Origin of the sequence: Bacteroides neonati (assembly GCF_000499785.1) — a bacterium.
Classification (GTDB): Bacteria; Bacteroidota; Bacteroidia; order Bacteroidales; family Bacteroidaceae; genus Bacteroides; species Bacteroides neonati.
The window spans coordinates 251,855-269,324 of the sequence record NZ_HG726021.1 but is presented as its reverse complement, the minus strand read 5'-3'; the positions used below and the strand labels follow the sequence as shown (position 1 = coordinate 269,324).

The following is a 17,470-nucleotide window of genomic DNA, read 5'->3' as shown; positions in this document are numbered from 1 at the left end:
TGCCTACCGAACAAAGAGACTTTATATATGAACCGACATCTTCCGCTATACGTCTTGGGATTATTGTTGCTGACGACTTGCTTTTCGTGTGTCGACACTGCCCCCATTCGCGAAGTGCGCCTGATCGATTCGTTGAATCTCCGGGCGTATGAGTGGCGCTACAAGAACCTCGATTCTTCTTATCGAGCTGCCCGAAAGGCGTATGACGAGGTGGGGATGTTTTATCAGCACGGCAAGGCCGAAGCGTGCAACAACCTCGGCTTCTGCGCCTTTATGCGCATGGACTTTGACCGGGCGGAGCGGTGGCACAAAGAGGTGTACGATCTGAGCAAGAACGAACTAAAACTGCTCATTGCCGATATTGGGCTGATGAAAATCTATCAGCGCACGGCTATGAACAAGGAGTATTACGACTACCGCAACAGTGCTGTCAGGCGGATGAAGCGCATCCGCGAGGAGAGCGACCTATTTGTCGACCAGCATGAAAAGTTGCAACTCAACTACGCTTTCAGCGAATTCTACATCGTTTCTGCCATTTATTATTACTATCTGCGCCAACGTAGCGAGGCCATCGAATCGCTTGACAATATCGTCCAAAACGAGGAGTTGGCAGCTGATACGAACCAGTGGCTTTACTTTCACTACATCAAAGGTTCGGCCTCGCTGTGCAATGGCGACTCGCCCGATCAGAACAGGCTCGACGAGTTCGACGAACTCTACAAGACGTGGAAGATAGCCGCACCGAAAGGATACCTTTACTTCGAGGGAAACAGTGTGCAAGGGTTGGCCAACCTGATGGCTTCGCCCTCGGAGTTCGGCTTCTTTCGCGACAGGAGATCGCACGCGCTGATGCAGTTTGGCCTTCCGGTAGACTCGCTGCTGCCGTTGCGTCTGGGGCAGATGGCGCTGCGCAGCTTTCTGCAATACGAAGATGTGTACCAGATAGCGGGTGCATACGTCTCTATTGGCAAGTACCTCAACGCCCACGGACGCTACGCCGAGGCACTCGACACGCTGACCAAGGCACTGGGATGTGTCAACTACCATCACCTGAAGTATTATCATACTGAGAAAGATACGCTCGATAAGCTGAAAACCTACCTCGATCGCGACACCATCTACACCGAACTGACTTGGATCGGGAAGGAGAGGGTGAAGACGTCTCCCGAATGGATTTCGCGTATACGCGAGCAACTTAGTGTGTCGTATGCCGGACTGGGCATGAAGGTATCATCGAACAACAACCGGAACATCTACCTCGACATCCTCAATGACACCCGTCAGGATAAGGAGCTCGAAAGCCGCTACCGCTCGCTCGAAGCCGAGTCGAAGCAGCTCAACGGGGTGCTGTTTGTCTTCATTATCGGCTTGGTGCTGGTGGTGATTCTCTTTTGGTTCTTCAATAAACGTTCGAAGATGCGCAACCTCGTCTACACCGAACGTCTGCAACAGACCCTGGCGCTCTGCCGCGACATCACGGCATCGATACCGATGAACGTGGAGCTGGTGCAGCAAGGCATTGACCGTCTCCTAGGTAAGGGACGAATGACGCTCCGTGTAACCGAAGAGGGAAGGGCCGACTTCAGACCCGGACACCGCCTGAACCGCGACGAACAGGCCTTGATTAAGGTGCTTATGCCCTACGTGGAGTGGGCGCTGGAGAACGAACAGACCGTTGCCTCGCTGAGCGACGAGCGCAGCCAGCTCGAAAAGCAACGCTATGTGTACGAACAGCACATTGCTGCCAATAAGCGCCAGAACCTGATTAAGAAGTCGTGCATGGCGATTGTCAACGGCATCAACCCCTACATAGACCGTATTCTGAACGAGGTGCATAAGTTGACCGACAAAGGTTTCATCAACGATGCCGCCATCAAGAAGGAGAAGTATATATACATCGACGAACTGGTGACGACCATCAATGAGTACAACGACATACTGGCGCTCTGGATTAAGATGAAGCAGGGCTCGCTGAGCTTGAACATCGAGACGTTTGCCCTGAACGACCTCTTCGAGCTGCTCTCGAAAGGCCGGCGGTCGTTCGAGATGAAGCACCAGAGGCTCGACATCGAACCGACCGATGCGTGGGTCAAAGCCGATAAAGCACTGACGCTGTTTATGATTAACACGCTGGCGGAGAACTCGCGCAAATATACCCCCGAAGGGGGAAGCATCCGGATCTATGCCCGTGCCACGGCCGACTACGTCGAGATATCGGTAGCCGACAACGGACAAGGATTCTCGCAAGAAGACGTGACGCGTATTCTTGGTGAGAAGGTGTACGACCCGCAGGCCATCGGCATGAAAGATGCTCCTGACCCCGAACGGTTGCGGAAGAATAAGGGGAGCGGTTTCGGACTGATGAACTGCAAAGGTATCATTGAGAAATACCGCAAGACCAATCAGCTGTTTCGGGTGTGTACCTTTTCAGTCGAGAGCGAACTAGGCAAGGGAAGCCGTATCTACTTCCGCCTGCCGCCGGGAGTGCGGAAGACGATCGGGGTGTGGCTCTGTATGCTGCTCCCGCTGGGGCTTGCCGGCTGCCACTCGCGCACCAACGACCGCCCGCTGTCCGACCGACCCGAGCGACCGGTAACGGCAGTGACGGACACCACCGCTGCTGCTGCCGATGTGGTGTACGAACGCTTGCTCAACAGAGCGTCCGACTTTGCCAATGCCGCCTACTTTGCCAACATCGACGAGGATTAAGAGCGCGCGCTCCAATACATCGACTCGGCCATGACACTACTCAATCGGCACTACAAACAGTACGCCCCCTCGCCCCGCCGCTACATGAAGCTGGTATCGGAGGAACCGCCTGCCGAGATAAGCTGGTGGAACGAGTTGTTTGACTCCGACTTTCACGTCATTCTCGATATCCGCAACGAAGCGGCTGTCGCCTTTCTAGCTTTGAAGCAACTGGACGGATATACGTACAACAATGCTGCATACACGGCACTCTATAAACTCTCGGGCGAAGACCAAACCATTGAAGGCTACTGCCGACAGTTGGAACGCTCAACCAACAATAAAACCGTGGGGTTGATTTTGTGCATTATCCTCTTGGTGGCGGTGATTTTCGGTTACTATGTGCTCTACGTGCGCAAGCGCTTGGTGTATCGGATGAATCTGGAACAGGTGCTTGAGATCAATAAGAAGATATTCGCCTCTTCGTTGGTGCGCACACAAGAGTCTGTCGAGGCATTGCAGCGCGAAGAGGATATGTTGCAAGACATTCCGCAGCGTATCATCAACGAGGCGTTCGATGCCATCAACGAGCTGCTAGGTATTAATGCGCTCGGCATTGCCGTGTACAATGAAACGACCCGCATACTGACGTATGCATCGAATCCTGGTACCCAATCGGTGCCGGCGTTGGTGCAGCGTTGTTTCGACGAGCAAACATACCTGTGTGGAGATGATTCGCAGGCATTGCCCCTGTTAATCGAAGCCATGGGCGAGCATCAATGTGTAGGGGTACTCTATTTGGAAAGACGCGAAGGCAGCAGATGGGAGGCCGACCGCCTATTGGTCGAACTGGTGGCGCGTTACGTTGCCATCGTCGTATTCAACGTGGTGGTGAAGCTCTCTGTCAAGTACCGCGATATTGAGTCTGCCCACGAAGAAGCACATCGAGCATCGTGGGAAGACAGTATGCTTCATGTACAGAATATGGTGCTCGACAACTGCCTGTCTACCATCAAACACGAAACCATTTATTACCCCAATAAAATAAAGCAGATTGTAGATCGTCTCACTACTCAATCACTCTCCGAAGCCGAAGAGCGTGAGAGCGTGGCGGCAATCAGCGAGCTGATCGAGTATTACAAAGGCATCTTCACCATATTAAGTTCGTGTGCTTCGCGACAATTGGAAGAGGTTACCTTTCGCCGTTCTACCCTTTCTGTTGAAGAGTTGCTGGTGGCTGCCGAAAAGTACTTTCGCAAGGTAAGCAAGAGCCATTCTGGTAAGATAATATTCGAAGTAGAACCTGTCGATGAAGGCCTTCGGGTGATTGGCGATGTCAACCAGCTGAAGTTTCTCTTCGAGAACCTGATCGACGAAGCAGCAAGCGTATCCATAGACGGGTTGCTCAAACTAAGCGTGATGCCCGACGGAGAGTACATCCGCTTTCTCTTTACCGACACCCGCAGAGCCAAGAGCGTAGAGGAACTGAATCAACTTTTCTATCCGAATCTGGCACGCATGACCGCCGGAGCGGGAGGAGAGCTTCGCGGTACGGAGTATTTGGTTTGCAAACAGATTATCCGTGACCATGACGAGTTTGCCGGGCGCAGGGGATGCCGCATCAATGCCGAACCATCGCCCAAAGGAGGGTTTACGGTGTATTTCACCGTGCCCCGGCGGTAAACAAAGCAGAAAGAACGAAAAACAGAATCATAAGCATATAACAGAATAACCATGAACGATAAGAAATTTAAAGTAATCATCGTCGAAGATGTAAAGCTCGAACTCAAAGGAACCGAAGAGATATTTCGCCACGAGATACCCAACGCCGAAGTGATCGGTACGGCTATGACCGAAAGCGAATTTTGGCCCTTGATAGAGGCCGAAGTGCCCGATCTGGTACTGCTTGATCTGGGACTTGGCGGATCGACCACCATTGGTGTGGATATCTGTCGCAATATATTTAAGCGGTACAAGGGGGTACGCGTGCTCATCTTTACCGGCGAAATTCTCAACGAGAAGCTCTGGGTCGATGTGCTCGATGCCGGAGCCGACGGTATCATCCTGAAAACAGGTGAACTGCTGACCAAAACTGATGTACAAGCCGTGATCGACGGCAAAAGACTGGTCTTCAACTATCCGATTCTGGAGAAGATTGTAGACCGCTTTAAGAAGTCAATCTCGAATGATGCCAAGCGGCAAGAAGCAGTTATCGGCTATGATATCGACGAGTACGACGAACGTTTCCTGCGTCATCTGGCTTTGGGTTATACCAAGGAGATGATTGCCAATCTCAAAGGGATGCCCTTTGGCGTTAAATCGCTCGAGAAGCGGCAAAACGATTTGGTAGGCCGTCTCTTCCCCAACGGCGAAAGAGTAGGGGTGAATGCCACCCGGTTAGTGGTACGTGCCCTCGAACTACGCATCATTGATATTGATAATCTGGAGGCGGATGAGGAGTAAATGGCGCATGCCCCATCCGGCTACGATGTTCTTCCTACTCACATTGGTGGTCATCTTTCTTTCGTGGATATGCGATATCTACGGGATGGGAGTGAGGTTGCCTCAAACGGGCGAGTACATCCGGGTGCAGAGCCTGCTGAGCCCCGAAGGTATCCGGTGGTTGCTGCGCCATGTGATTACCAATTTTACCGGTTTTGCTCCATTAGGCATGGTGGTTATTGCCATGTTCGGTGTAGGTTTAGCACAACATTCAGGCTTTATTGATGCCTGTATTCGCCGTGGACTACGAAACCGGCAGGAAAAACGTAAGATCATTCTCGGGGTTATTCTCTTGGGGCTGCTGTCCAACGTGGTAGGAGACGCCGGCTACATCATCCTCTTGCCCATTGCTGCCACACTGTTTCACTCGGTGGGGTTGCATCCCGTTGCAGGTATCATCACTGCTTATGCCTCGGTGTCCTGCGGGTACAGTGCCAATGTTATGCTTACAACGGTCGACCCATTGATTGCGCGCACCACGCAGGAAGCTGCTCTTATCGGTGGTGTTTTGCAAGGTAGTATAGGCCCTTTGAGCAATTATTACTTTATGCTGGCCTCGACATTTCTGATTGCAGGCATTGTTTACTGGATCACCCGTCGTAGTCTCATTCCTTCGCTAGGTGTTTATAACGGAGGTACCCGCTTCGAAAGTTATAAACAGCTCTCTTACAAAGAACGTCGTGCTCTGCTGATGGCGATGTTTGTCGGTATGCTCTATCTGGTGCTTATCTTTTGCTTGACCTTTACTTCTTTCGGTATTCTTCGTGGCGTCAATGGCGGGCTAATCCATTCGCCCTTCATTGCCGGTATCCTTTTTCTTATTTCGTTGGGCATCGGGCTTATTGGTATGACTTACGGGTTCAGTTCCGGTCGTTATCGTAGCGATGGTGATGTGATTAATGCCTTAGCCCAACCGATGAAGTTGCTGGGTGTATATTTCGTCATTGCCTTTTTTGCGGCACAGATGTTTGCTTGCTTTGAGTACTCGCGCCTTGATAAGTGTCTCGCCATCTTGGGAGCTAACCTGCTGTCGTCTGTTGAGCTGGGTGCATTGCCTACCTTGGTGCTGTTTATCTTATTCAGTGCAATGATTAACCTGATCATGGTCTCTGCCACTGCCAAGTGGGCTTTCATGGCTTTTATCTTTATTCCGATGTTTGCTCGTATGGGTATTTCACCCGATGTAACACAATGTGCTTTCCGCATCGGTGATAGTGTAACCAATCCGATTGCTCCTTTTATGTTTTACATGCCTTTAGTCTTAACTTATATGCAGCAATACGATAAGCACGCTACCTACGGTTCTTTATTAAAATATACCTGGCGATACTCTTTCTATGTTTTAATAGCCTGGACCCTGCTATTTATTTTTTGGTATATAACCCACTTACCACTAGGTTTATAGGGCGATTGATAAAAAAAAGATGTAAAAAAAGTATCGGAATCCTTTTGAAATTTCAGAAAAAGCACTACCTTTGCACCGCAATTAAGGATGGTTCCGTAGCTCAGCTGGATAGAGCAACGCCCTTCTAAGGCGTGGGTCAAGCGTTCGAATCGCTTCGGAATCACAATAGAAAACCGCAAATAGCTTGTAATAAGGCTTTTGCGGTTCTCTTGTTTTATGTATTGTCCCCGAATTGTCCACATTGCTAATACTATTTATGTTAGTATGAGCTTATTGTTTATTTAAATACACTTTTGAGTGGATAGATCCCGGGTTCTGTTGATAAGGAATCTTTTGATGCAGATGGTTTATTCCTCCATCTTTCCATTCTTGAATACCATCACCCACCACCTGGTACCTTTACTTTCTGCTCCTCTCTTCTATGCATAACATTACTAATACCTATCTCAAGCAAGATTTTCCAGAATTGACGATGTAATAAATAAAGTGGTGCAGTTCATGTTTGGAGAAAAGAAATAAGCCGGGGAGTGATCCACCGGCTTTAATTGTTTACTCTGTGATTTTACCTGTTTCGATATCTATCCATATATTAATAGATTCTTTTTTACCCGAGTGGTATGTGAGATCAAATGATATGTTGCATTTATCTACTTTGAATAAAGCTTTAGTATTTGATATACGAATATACTTGTCAGAGCTTGCAATGTCTGTGCTCCAAATACTGAGTTCCTTCATAATGTTTTTTCTCTCTATTGACACTGTATTGCCTGTTGAAATACGCAGATAATCATACATTGAGAAAGGAAAGTCTGCTTCTCCACTTATTCCTATGTGGTAATATGGAACTTCTGCAATCAATTCTCCATCTAATGAATATAAATGTTTTTTAGAATAACGTCCGTATATTACGGAGTTAAACCACTTGTAAATATTGCTGCCATTCGGGTTACGTGCATCTTCAGTGTTAAATAAGCTTTTTATAACCCCATTTTTATTCATAAAGTCAAGTCTCTTGTTTATGTAATCAGCACCTATGAAAGCTATAGCCGTGCAATTGACTCCATTAATCTCAACTGTATTAAAGGCTCTTACATCTTTGATTTCAACCTCTTTTGTATCTCCATACCCAAGATCTACTGTGAAAGTCTTATCAAATAACTCTTTGTCATTGTGTTCGAATATTGGCTTTTTGGTCGTGTTACTAAATTTTCCATACCATAATTTCCCATTTCGTATTCCCGTCAATAAAACGCATGAGGTATCTGATGCTATGCCCGATCCTTTTATACTGTGTAATCCAGTCGTATCAGTAGGCATAAATCCTCCAAACATGTGGTATGGAGGCAGTTCCTCAGTGAGTGTTGTATCCTCTGCTTCATCATTACCACATCCTACAAATAGAAGTGTAGCCATGATTAAAAATAAAATCGGTTTCATTGTTTTAAGTATTTAGTTTATCACTATCTTTGCGTTATAAATCAATTTGTTATGGATAAGGAAGAAGTGATTATAAAGGAGCTTTCAAAGCTGAACAGTCGGCTATTCATTATAATGGTAGTTGTTTCAGCCATATTCGGATGCCTTCTCACGATAGCAATGAAGTTATAATAGAGCTTAGTTACTCTATCGCTCCTGTTTTGCTATTAATTTTTATGTTTAGCTTTTTGTTTGTACCATTTTTGGTGGTAACATCGATTTCTGCAAGAACATATTCACTGCTTAGCGAATACTTGATGCTATTTACCTTTATATCTTCTTCGGTGTATTTTGTTCTCCATAACTCTTCTTTGTTGCCTATCTCGTTTGGGTTTACTGACATATCAGCACAGAATATTTTATTTGAGTCGACAAAAATAGATTTTTTCTCACTAATAAGAATATGTCTTTTTTTTATGATGTTTTCAACCATAAATTCGCTTGATTCATTGAAATATATTTCATTGAAATTCTCATCTAAAACCCCAAAGGCATTCCCAGATGTACGTGTTGATACATAAAAAGCTATATATCCTTTATACCAATCGATAAGCTTTTCTGGATAAAATTTATGTGTTTGTGGAATAAATACGTCATTAAAATACTTTGTCTGATATACAACTCCGCCTTTTGTTTTGAGTATAAATTTATTTGGTACATGAGCTAAGTTAGAGGTTAAGCTGATAAGAATATATGTAAACTCGGGCTTGGCTACTACTCCTAAGATATAGCATCCTTGCGGAGTGTATTCTCTTGTTTCTCCATAGCCTAAGTCTTCAATATACGTTTCAGCTTTTTCTTTTATTTCGTAGATTTTCTTCTGATTTAATGAGTTGTATGCTATGATATGATAATCTCCCTCGAATAAAAAAGATTCATATTTTATGTTATTAATAGTTACTGAGCTATTTATCTCATATTTCAGTTGATTTGGTTCGGTGACTGGTTCTTCTTTGCTGCATCCAATAAATAGGGATGCTGCCATAATAAAAAATAAAATATGTTTCATGTTTATGTTTTGAGGTTTTATTTATTTCTATTCCGAAAATAGTTCCATATTGTCAATACATTCTTCGCATCTATCCCACTTCTCCTTCATTGTTGGATATTCTTTTCTGAGAATATCCAGTGCATTCTTTCTGTTTTTAGGCTTACCTACTCCATCTAACCCGGTAGCTACGTTAACTAGGCTATCAATATATGCTTCATGAGTTAACAGATATGCATCTCTTTGTGCTTTTTGGGCGTTGAATTTGTCTTGTGCTTTTTGAGCTGGTGTTCTTGAGTCGCATCCAAAAAAGATGAATAGACAGGTGATGATAAAAATTGTTTTTTTCATATTATTTTAAATTTATAATGCAGTTGATATCTTCTGTATAATATTGAATATCCTATAAACTTTACTGAGATTAATATTGAAATCTGAGTATTCTGGAGATGGATTTAAGGAGTGGCATGTAATGTCACATGTTTCCATGTTATGATCGATTATTTGTTTGCACAAAATGGTTCCTTCCAATACAATAATCCAAAAAGGATATTTCTCATACCGTAGACCATCTTTCCAATGCACTTTATCGAGTTCTCTAGCAAGTACGATATCGCCTTGAGTAAAACTGCGCTTACTGTCATCGTCCATGCTGTCACCCTTGATCTCAAATCCCATATAATTGCCATGACCGATTTTGTCTACAATGAATTCAACTTCATCCCACGCTTCTCTTTCTTGTATTACTTCCGAGCACACTTCATTTGCATACCGTGCGTAAGCGTTGAAAGGAACTAAGGGAACTCTCATTCGATACTTATTGCCACTTAGTTCGAAGTACTTGATTCCTGAACTGGTTTCCAGATAAACATCGTTTCCTTTCGTTCTTACAAAAGTAGCATTGGTTTGAGTGGAGGGATTTGATTCTTCACTATTTTGAAGCATTTCTCCTTCACCGGTAAGAAGCCAGTTTGTATTAACATTGGGGAATTTTGATAATATTTTGTTTAGTACATTTTTCCCAGCTCCACGAGATACCCAATTGCTAACCGCTTGCGGGCTTTCTTCCATCGTTCTTGCAAATTCAGCTTTTGATTTGCAGAAATGTGAAATTATACTCGAAATTCTTTCTCCTTCTGTTTGCATATAAACAAAACTGTGTATATTTGCATTGTAATCACGTTGCGGATGATTCCAACTAATCTATTTATTAACCGACTTCCTCAAACCGCAACTTTGAAGATGGTCGCTTTAACTTTATTACTATTATGGACGAACTTATTATTCCCTATTGTATATTGAGCGATAATAAACATATCCCGGATCCACGTTCAGTTATCCAAATTGCTATCTCTGATTATAGGAATAGTAATATTTCTGATAAGGAACTTTCTGAGTATATTTGTCGTTCACTTGCTCTTTTAATGCAGGATCATTGTATGAGGATTGTGTGTTACAACGATACATCTCATTTAGTTTTTAGCGAAAATAAGGATTAATCCAACTATGGTTGTGATTGCCCAGGATACTGCTTCAATATATTTGTGTATGCGTATTGTATCCTCTTGATGCCGTATCTTTTTTTTATATTCAAAATCATCATTTTGTAACCTTAGATTTTCAGCCGTTAGCTTTTCTATAATTAGCCTTGCTTCATTCATCTCATCTTCCTCTTCTTTTAACTTGCTGAATCCACCGGCTTGTAGAAAATCTATCCCCTTTTGTGATATCTCACAAATATAATGTTCTGGGCAAATCAGTTTCATAGGCTTTTCTACTAATCCTTCGGGGTATAGATATTCATCGATAATTGACATATATCTTTTATTATCAATAGATGCGCGCCTTTCTGATGAAATAGCTTTCAGTGCATTGTCTTTTTCTTCTGCTGTGTATATATCCATATAATAAGGTATAAACTACTGTAATAGTTAAACTATGTTCATATACACTCTTTTGTTTATATATTACTTGCGGTATAAACAAAAGTGTGTATATTTGCATCATTGAAACGAAGCAATGATGCTGCGCAACAAAGATAGGTAATGCCTATTTAATTATCAATAGTATAAACGTATTAAAATCGCACGACCATGAAAGATTTAGATGCAAGATTAGAGATAGCTGAAATAAACTCAATGAGTTTAGCAGAAGTTCAGGTGATCTACAATGTAGATACTAAAGAAGAAGCTATTCAAGGTTTACTTGAATCTATTGAGCCTGAATCAGATTATGAAGATGATGGTATGGACTACGATGCGCTATGCGCTGTTCAAGGTCTCGCGCGATATTGCTGATTACTCACCTTATTATACACACGATTATGAAAAAGAATTTATTACACGAAGTTATGCTGCTTGCTTGGCAGTTTGTAAAAAAGAACGGCTTCTCAATGAGTGAAGCACTCAAATGCGCTTGGGCTAATATAAAGCTAAAGGTAGCTATGAAAAGTAAGATCGTTAAGTTCTACTTTCAAAAGGTTGACGGTTCGCCACGTGAGGCATACGGTACTTTGAATGAAAAGCTGATGCCAACTACTACGGGTACCGACAAGCGAGCAAAGAACGATACCGTTCAGACTTACTTTGATACAGAGGTAAACGATTTTAGATGCTTCAAGAAAGCGAACCTCTTAAAAATGGCATAAGCCAATAGGGTAGGCAGACGTAGCGAATATTCTACCTATCCACTTGATTAGCTCTTTGACATTCTGTGAAACCCCTTATAGCGTAATTCATAAACTATTTGGGTGAACAAAGATAAGTAAATGTAGGCAGAGAGGTTGGAGCCTCTTTGTTTGCAAAGTATTAACAATTAATAGATGTGTAACCATAGTCTTTGAGGTGTAAGTAATGACGGATTAGGCGACCGACACGCACATCGACAATTATAATCCCGTGGCATAGTTTAAACCGCTTAAAGCGAATACCGAGATATGTCAGCAAGCGTTCTCACCGGAACACGCACGGGAACTAACTTTTAAATTACACGATTATGAAAGTATTACCATTGTCACTTATTTGGTTAATGTCATTTTTAGGCATGCTGTTTACCTGTGTGAGTCTAACTAATCCTACGTTCTGGATTTCATTATTTGCACTTGGTTCTGTGAGTGTATATATGAGTAAAAACCAGAAGAAATTGAAGCGAGAACTTGATGAACTATTTGGTGAGTAGATACAAGGAATTAAACGTCTGAAAGTGGTAGTCCTTGACCCTATACAATTGGCGCACTACTGTCCGGCCGGCAGAAAGGAGATACCGTATAGGCGGACGTTTAGAAATTATTATGTGTCGTGTTTATTCGTGTGTATGGTGTACCGTTCGTGAGAATAGTGCACCTTTCTTATTTTGGCTACATGGCGAAATTGGTAGACGCTATAAGGGGTTGATGTGCGCCCTTATGATTACCGCATAGTAAATTCGGGTTCGAATCCCGATGTAGGCCACTCTATTATCAATTAAAAAATAAATTTTATGGCAAAAGAAACTATTGAAGGTACTTTCAGAAAAATGAAAGTAGGTCAAAAACATGATTTTCCGTTTGCAAGCTATACGGGAGTGAGATCGGAAGCGGTCCGGCAGAATAAAGAAGCGAGGCTTTTGAAAAGGATCACCGAGCACGAAGTAGCCTTTCGAGTTTCTTCTTTGAAGAAGAACGAAGGTTTTTGTTCCGTGATTCGGGTTAAGTAATTCTTCCATTTACACGATTATGGAACGGGTACTGACTGAACTCACACATGAATGTGAGATAACTGCCCAGATGTATGCGGCAGGTTATGAGAAGAAAGAGATTGCTTCATTGAAATGTAGGGCTGTTAGCACGATAAACAACCAGCTACAAGAGGCTTTTAAAATTCTGAATGTGAGAAATGGCAGGGAGCTTGCTATGAAGTTAGCTGAAAGGTTATCCGGGATAAAGATTCAATTGGACTTTTCACCAACACTTCGAGTAGCGGTTTCTTGTTTTCTGCTATGTTTATTCCTCGTTGATATGCAGTTTGAGCAACAGGATATGAGAAGAACCCGAAGAACTGCAAAATCAGAGAGGGTTTATAGAACACGAACAAGAAGATTGGAAACATGAGTATAGAAGATATTATTCATAGTGGCGCAAATGTTTCGATAACAGTTTGTGCAGATGATTTGATACAGTTCGCAAATCATTTGGTAAAAACAACCAGAGAAGAGTTGGAAGCTGTGATATCATCAAAGAACGAGGAAGCATATAAAACTCCTGCCGAAGCAAGTGAGATACTACACGTTGATAAATCTACATTGTGGAGATGGGCGAAAATAGGCTACTTAATACCTGTTGAGGTCGGAGGAAAGAGACTGTATAAACAGTCAGACATCAATGCTATTTTGCGAAAGAATTAAAATAACCCTTTAACAAATAACGATTATGAGTGAATTGAATTTGTATCAAAAAATACAGGCAGTATCTAATGATATAAAGAATATTGAAAAGAACATGACAGTAGGCAAAGGAAGCTATTCCTACAAAGCCGTTCAGGATATAGATGTTACCCTTGAAGTGAAAGATGCCGAAACCAAACACGGTCTTGTTAGCATCCCAATCAAACAAGAGTTAGTAAGGTCGGACATCGTCAAGGTGATGAAAGACGGTGGCGGGGAATCAATAAGCTATGTCGATATAGTGAAAATGACACTTAGAATCATCAATCTTGGAAAGCCGGAAGAGTTCATCGACGTAGAGAGTTTCGGGCGAGGTCTTGATCCCGGCGACAAAGGATTCGGAAAGGCTGCAACCTATGCAAGAAAGTATGCGCTACTGAATGCCTACAAGATTGCCACCGGAGAAGACCCGGACGACGGAAAATCAAAAGAACAAACAGCCGTTAAAACGCCGGACGAAAAGAGAATCGCTGTAACCAACTTCTTGATGTCCAACTCAAATACTTGCTCTGCTATGCTTCAACGCTTCAACAAGGGGACAGTAGACGAGCTTTCGGCAAATGAAATTGACGACATCTTTAAAGGCATGAAAACTCGTGGAATGGTATGACAGAAACAATGTATATCGGTTCTGGTGATGTCGCTGCCTTGATGGCAGGGAAGAACACCAAAGCGCATATATCCTTAATGCAAAGATTTGTCAGTGGGGTAAAGCCCCACTACAATGCAAAAGCAAGTCCAATCGACGCATTAAGGACGGGTTCCATATTAGAAGATAGATACCTCGCATCACTTCCAATGTGGTTTATTCCTCAATATGTGGTTTATTCGGATGAGATGGATGTCTTTAAAGCCTCTTTGGACTTTGCTGAGATAAAGGACGGAAAGCTATTCGACTTTAGGGAGCTAAAAACGCTCTATCTAAATGACTATGTAGACAATATCCAGCCCATCAAAGGAGACAATGAAAAACTTGTTGCGTATGTAAAGAAGAGCCATAAAAAGTATTACGAGCAGGTGCAAGAACAGTTATACTGCACAAGACTTGATTCCTGCTATATGGTATTCCTTTGCGTAAATAATTATGACGACGAAATCAATTATCACCGGGTGATAACGGATGATGATGTTACTCTTATACGTATCCATAGGGACGAAAGAGTCATTTCAAAAATAAAAGAGCGAGGAGTTATTTTCCAACAAATAAAAGATTGCTATGATATTCAACCTCGACAATCCGCATGAGCATGCTAAGTATAAAGAGTATGTAAATAAGATGTTTCAGCAAAGAGCGGTTGTAGAAGTCAAAAAGAGGCTTCCCAACCGCACGTTAGCTCAAAATTCATACCTTCATTTAATATTGTCCTTCTTCGCTTGTGAAACGGGGTACAGCCTCGAAGAAGTTAAGTTGGATTATTTTAAAAAGGCTTGTAATCGTGACCTATTCGAGCGCAAGAAGGTCAACAAGCAAGGCGTGGAGATAACTCACATGCGAAGCAGTTCAGAACTCACCACGGGCGAAATGACTACAGCTATTGAACGATTCAGAAACTATTCTTCAGCTCAAGCAGGGATTTACTTACCAGCTCCGAATGAGAATCAGTTCCTAATCCATATACAACAGGAAATAGAAAGAAACAAAGAATTTATTTAATCAACAAATTTATGGAGAAATTTTTAGGTCAAGACATCCCCGAAAAGGATAGATGGCAGTTTCTGCAAGACAATGCGGATGCCGTAGAAGAAATTGGCTATACTCACCGGTTCAGCCCCGAAGAGTTATCTCAAAAGAAAGAGTTGCTAGCTGAAACCTCTATTAAGATAAACGACATCGAGATAGAGAAGAAAGAAGTTGCCGACGGCTACAAGGAGCAGCTAAAGCCTCTCAATGAAGAGAAGCAGACGCTTCTTGAGAATATCAAGAAAGGTACGGAATATATTCCTCATGAAGAGTGTGTGAAGATACTCGACCATAGCGAAAAGATGGCAGGGTATTACAACAAGCTCGGTGAATTGGTTTATTCTCGCCCTATCATGCCACAAGAAATGCAGAAAACGATGTTTAGTATTAACCGTAAAACAGGAACAGAATCATGACTGAAAGTAAATTAAATGTAGTAGTACCGAAGGATTACAACGGTACACCGATTGAAGTAGTATTGAGAGAAGGTAAAGCACCCGTAGCACTCGATCCGAGAGACCCTATACCTGTAAATATTACCGGGACGATTGATAGTCCATTTCGTTGGCTTGAAAAACGTATAGGACTTATCGACCAAAAGCAAGCGAATATCACCGTTGATCGTGATGATATGAAAATCAGTTTAGTCGATAAAGAAACGGATTATTATAACAACGGTATTCGTGGGGTATTACTGACATCCAAAGAAATGGAAGAGTTTGGTATCAACTCTGAAAAGAAATGGGAGCCTATAAAGCTTTCCAAGTTTATCAAGATGCACCGTGCTTTCTTTACTGATAAATCACAAAACATGATGCTTGTTTCCACTTTGAAGAATTTCAAGGCAAAGGTAAATCAAGACATTGAACGCAGCAAAGAAGAGAACGGAAGCAAAACGGATAATTACTCACAAGTAGTAGATTCCAACTTGCCGAAATCTTTCAAACTAAACATCCCTCTATTCAAGGGCTTTGCCTGTGAAGAAATCGAAGTTGAAATCTATGCGGACGTTGACGGTCGTGATGTTTCTCTTTCTCTTGTATCTGCAGGTGCTAATGAAGCCATCGAAGAGTACAAGAACAAGGTGATTGATGAACAGCTGGATTCAATCCGAGAGATTGCACCAGACATTGTAATCATTGAAGTATAATTAATCATTCAACAATGCCGGCATAATGGATGCCGTCGGGAGTATGCCCCGGTTTTAATTTAGTTTTATCATAGTAGTAGAAAGGAAGCCGTATATCCTTTATGCGTAGCGTAGCTTGCAAGTAGCAGAAGTAGTTGGAACTTGCACATGGAGAAGTGGCGGAATTGGTAGACGCACGGAACGTATGCCGGGGCTATCGCTTATTGGCAGTAAAGCCCATCCCCGTTCGAATCGGGGCTTCTCCACAATCTCACGTAGTAACGTGTTGGTTTGAACTCATACTAATGTATTAAGTCGATATGGGTACGGGTTAGATGCTCACATAGGTAGAAACTGATACATAAAATTGTTCGTAATAAAAATTCATAGTGTTTCAGTTGCTTGTGAAAGTAGCTGAAAAACGGGCGGTTGCATGGAACTGACCGACTTATGGTCGCTCTGGGGAGTTCGATTCTCTCACCGTCCACAAATCAAAAAATAATCTTATGATGTTCAATCGAAAGAAGAAGAAAGAAAAGCCCTTGTTTGATATAACGGGAGCTAAGGTAAAGAAGAAGCCGGATTTAAAAGCCAAACTCGACAAAGAGTTTTCCCTTTTCATCCGGCTTCGTGATGCAATGCCAAATGGGTATTTCAAATGTATCTCATGCGGACAGATAAAGCCATTTGAGCAAGCCGATAACGGGCACTACATTAATCGGCAACACATGAACACCCGTTTCGATGAAACGAACTGCAATGCTCAATGTAGGCACTGCAATCGCTTCATGGAAGGGAACATTCAGAACTACCGAAAAGGATTGATTGCCAAGTATGGCGAACAGAGGATTATCTTACTTGAAGCGAAACAGGCTATCAGTAGGCAGTTTACAGAGTTTGAGTATAAACAGTTAATCAAGTACTACAAGGCACTGAGTGCTAAATTACGAAAGGAGAAAGGAATATGAGTTTTGTCTTGCGTGATTACCAACAAAAAGCCTCTGATGCAGCAACAACCTTCTTTCAAGACACCAAGAAGAAAACCAATGCCATCATGGTGTTGCCTACCGGTTCGGGAAAGAGTTTAATCATACCTCAAATCCGCAGCTAATTTATAACTGATTCAAATAGCGATTTAATTCACCTAATAGTTCCTACTCGTAGCTTTTCCCCCTGCTTTTC

Annotated in this window: 18 protein-coding genes, 3 tRNA genes and 2 pseudogenes; 18 read left to right on the top strand and 5 right to left on the bottom strand. The window is 42.8% G+C overall.

What is annotated here, in order from left to right; genetic code table 11:
• Positions 1–27: 27 nt before the first annotated feature.
• The 4 genes and pseudogenes from TY03_RS10520 (at position 28) to TY03_RS10505 (ending at position 6,758) form a co-directional block, all read left to right on the top strand.
• A pseudogene (locus TY03_RS10520) lies at positions 28–4,371 on the top strand (DUF5113 domain-containing protein).
• 51 nt (positions 4,372–4,422) lie between these two features.
• Positions 4,423–5,151, top strand: coding sequence for a DUF5932 domain-containing protein (locus tag TY03_RS10515; RefSeq protein WP_042369879.1), 729 nt, complete (start codon positions 4,423–4,425; stop codon positions 5,149–5,151).
• Entirely contained in the window at positions 5,141–6,595 is a 1,455-nt protein-coding gene (locus tag TY03_RS10510) for an AbgT family transporter (protein WP_148335642.1), read from the top strand. The genes TY03_RS10515 and TY03_RS10510 overlap by 11 nt, the downstream gene beginning before the upstream one ends.
• Before the next feature lie 89 nt (positions 6,596–6,684).
• A tRNA-Arg gene (locus TY03_RS10505) sits at positions 6,685–6,758 on the top strand.
• Positions 6,759–7,144: 386 nt separating this feature from the next.
• On the opposite strand, the gene TY03_RS10500 is transcribed toward TY03_RS10505, so the two are convergent.
• From TY03_RS10500 to TY03_RS10480, 5 genes are all read right to left on the bottom strand, one after another.
• Positions 7,145–8,032: a hypothetical protein gene (locus tag TY03_RS10500; protein WP_148335641.1), complete on the bottom strand. Its 888-nt coding sequence runs from the start codon at positions 8,030–8,032 to the stop codon at positions 7,145–7,147.
• Positions 8,033–8,213: 181 nt separating this feature from the next.
• On the bottom strand, positions 8,214–9,080 hold the full coding sequence (locus TY03_RS10495; protein WP_042369873.1) for a hypothetical protein: 867 nt from the start codon (positions 9,078–9,080) through the stop codon (positions 8,214–8,216).
• Positions 9,081–9,107: 27 nt separating this feature from the next.
• A complete protein-coding gene (locus TY03_RS10490) occupies positions 9,108–9,410 on the bottom strand; it encodes a hypothetical protein (protein WP_042369871.1) in 303 nt (100 codons plus the stop codon).
• A 12-nt stretch (positions 9,411–9,422) separates the two neighbouring features.
• Complete coding sequence (locus tag TY03_RS10485; RefSeq protein WP_042369868.1) at positions 9,423–10,205, bottom strand: LexA family transcriptional regulator; 783 nt, start codon at positions 10,203–10,205, stop codon at positions 9,423–9,425.
• 326 nt (positions 10,206–10,531) lie between these two features.
• The gene (locus TY03_RS10480; RefSeq protein WP_042369866.1) at positions 10,532–10,963 is read right to left on the bottom strand and encodes a hypothetical protein; all 432 of its coding nucleotides are present in this window, start codon (positions 10,961–10,963) and stop codon (positions 10,532–10,534) included.
• A gap of 189 nt (positions 10,964–11,152) precedes the next feature.
• Here TY03_RS10480 and TY03_RS10475 point away from each other — a divergent pair, with 189 nt between their 5' ends.
• The 14 genes and pseudogenes from TY03_RS10475 to TY03_RS22385 form a co-directional block, all read left to right on the top strand.
• Positions 11,153–11,356: a hypothetical protein gene (locus TY03_RS10475; protein WP_042369864.1), complete on the top strand. Its 204-nt coding sequence runs from the start codon at positions 11,153–11,155 to the stop codon at positions 11,354–11,356.
• A 26-nt stretch (positions 11,357–11,382) separates the two neighbouring features.
• Positions 11,383–11,706, top strand: coding sequence for an SH3 beta-barrel fold-containing protein (locus TY03_RS10470; RefSeq protein ID WP_042369862.1), 324 nt, complete (start codon positions 11,383–11,385; stop codon positions 11,704–11,706).
• Between the two features lie 706 nt (positions 11,707–12,412).
• Positions 12,413–12,508 (top strand) — tRNA-OTHER (locus TY03_RS22395).
• A 28-nt stretch (positions 12,509–12,536) separates the two neighbouring features.
• Positions 12,537–12,752, top strand: a complete 216-nt coding sequence (locus TY03_RS10465; RefSeq protein WP_042369860.1) for a hypothetical protein — start codon at positions 12,537–12,539, stop codon at positions 12,750–12,752.
• A 19-nt stretch (positions 12,753–12,771) separates the two neighbouring features.
• Positions 12,772–13,146: a helix-turn-helix domain-containing protein gene (locus TY03_RS10460; protein ID WP_042369858.1), complete on the top strand. Its 375-nt coding sequence runs from the start codon at positions 12,772–12,774 to the stop codon at positions 13,144–13,146.
• Positions 13,143–13,439: a helix-turn-helix domain-containing protein gene (locus tag TY03_RS10455; RefSeq protein WP_042369856.1), complete on the top strand. Its 297-nt coding sequence runs from the start codon at positions 13,143–13,145 to the stop codon at positions 13,437–13,439. The genes TY03_RS10460 and TY03_RS10455 overlap by 4 nt, the downstream gene beginning before the upstream one ends.
• A gap of 25 nt (positions 13,440–13,464) precedes the next feature.
• Entirely contained in the window at positions 13,465–14,088 is a 624-nt protein-coding gene (locus TY03_RS10450) for an ERF family protein (protein ID WP_042369854.1), read from the top strand.
• Positions 14,085–14,723, top strand: coding sequence for a hypothetical protein (locus TY03_RS10445; RefSeq protein WP_042369851.1), 639 nt, complete (start codon positions 14,085–14,087; stop codon positions 14,721–14,723). Before TY03_RS10450 ends, TY03_RS10445 begins: the two co-directional genes overlap by 4 nt.
• Positions 14,695–15,132, top strand: coding sequence for a hypothetical protein (locus TY03_RS10440; RefSeq protein WP_042369848.1), 438 nt, complete (start codon positions 14,695–14,697; stop codon positions 15,130–15,132). The genes TY03_RS10445 and TY03_RS10440 overlap by 29 nt, the downstream gene beginning before the upstream one ends.
• 11 nt (positions 15,133–15,143) lie before the next feature.
• On the top strand, positions 15,144–15,575 hold the full coding sequence (locus TY03_RS10435) for a hypothetical protein (protein ID WP_042369846.1): 432 nt from the start codon (positions 15,144–15,146) through the stop codon (positions 15,573–15,575).
• Positions 15,572–16,309 carry a hypothetical protein gene (locus TY03_RS10430; protein WP_042369844.1) on the top strand — a complete coding sequence of 246 codons (738 nt, stop codon included), beginning with the start codon at positions 15,572–15,574 and terminating at the stop codon, positions 16,307–16,309. The genes TY03_RS10435 and TY03_RS10430 overlap by 4 nt, the downstream gene beginning before the upstream one ends.
• 149 nt (positions 16,310–16,458) lie before the next feature.
• Positions 16,459–16,554 (top strand) — tRNA-OTHER (locus TY03_RS22390).
• Between the two features lie 240 nt (positions 16,555–16,794).
• The gene (locus TY03_RS10425) at positions 16,795–17,256 is read left to right on the top strand and encodes a recombination protein NinG (protein ID WP_042369842.1); all 462 of its coding nucleotides are present in this window, start codon (positions 16,795–16,797) and stop codon (positions 17,254–17,256) included.
• Positions 17,253–17,390, top strand: a pseudogene (locus TY03_RS22385) (DEAD/DEAH box helicase family protein); the annotation flags it as partial. The gene TY03_RS10425 and the pseudogene TY03_RS22385, both read left to right, overlap by 4 nt.
• Between the last annotated feature and the right edge of the window lie 80 nt (positions 17,391–17,470).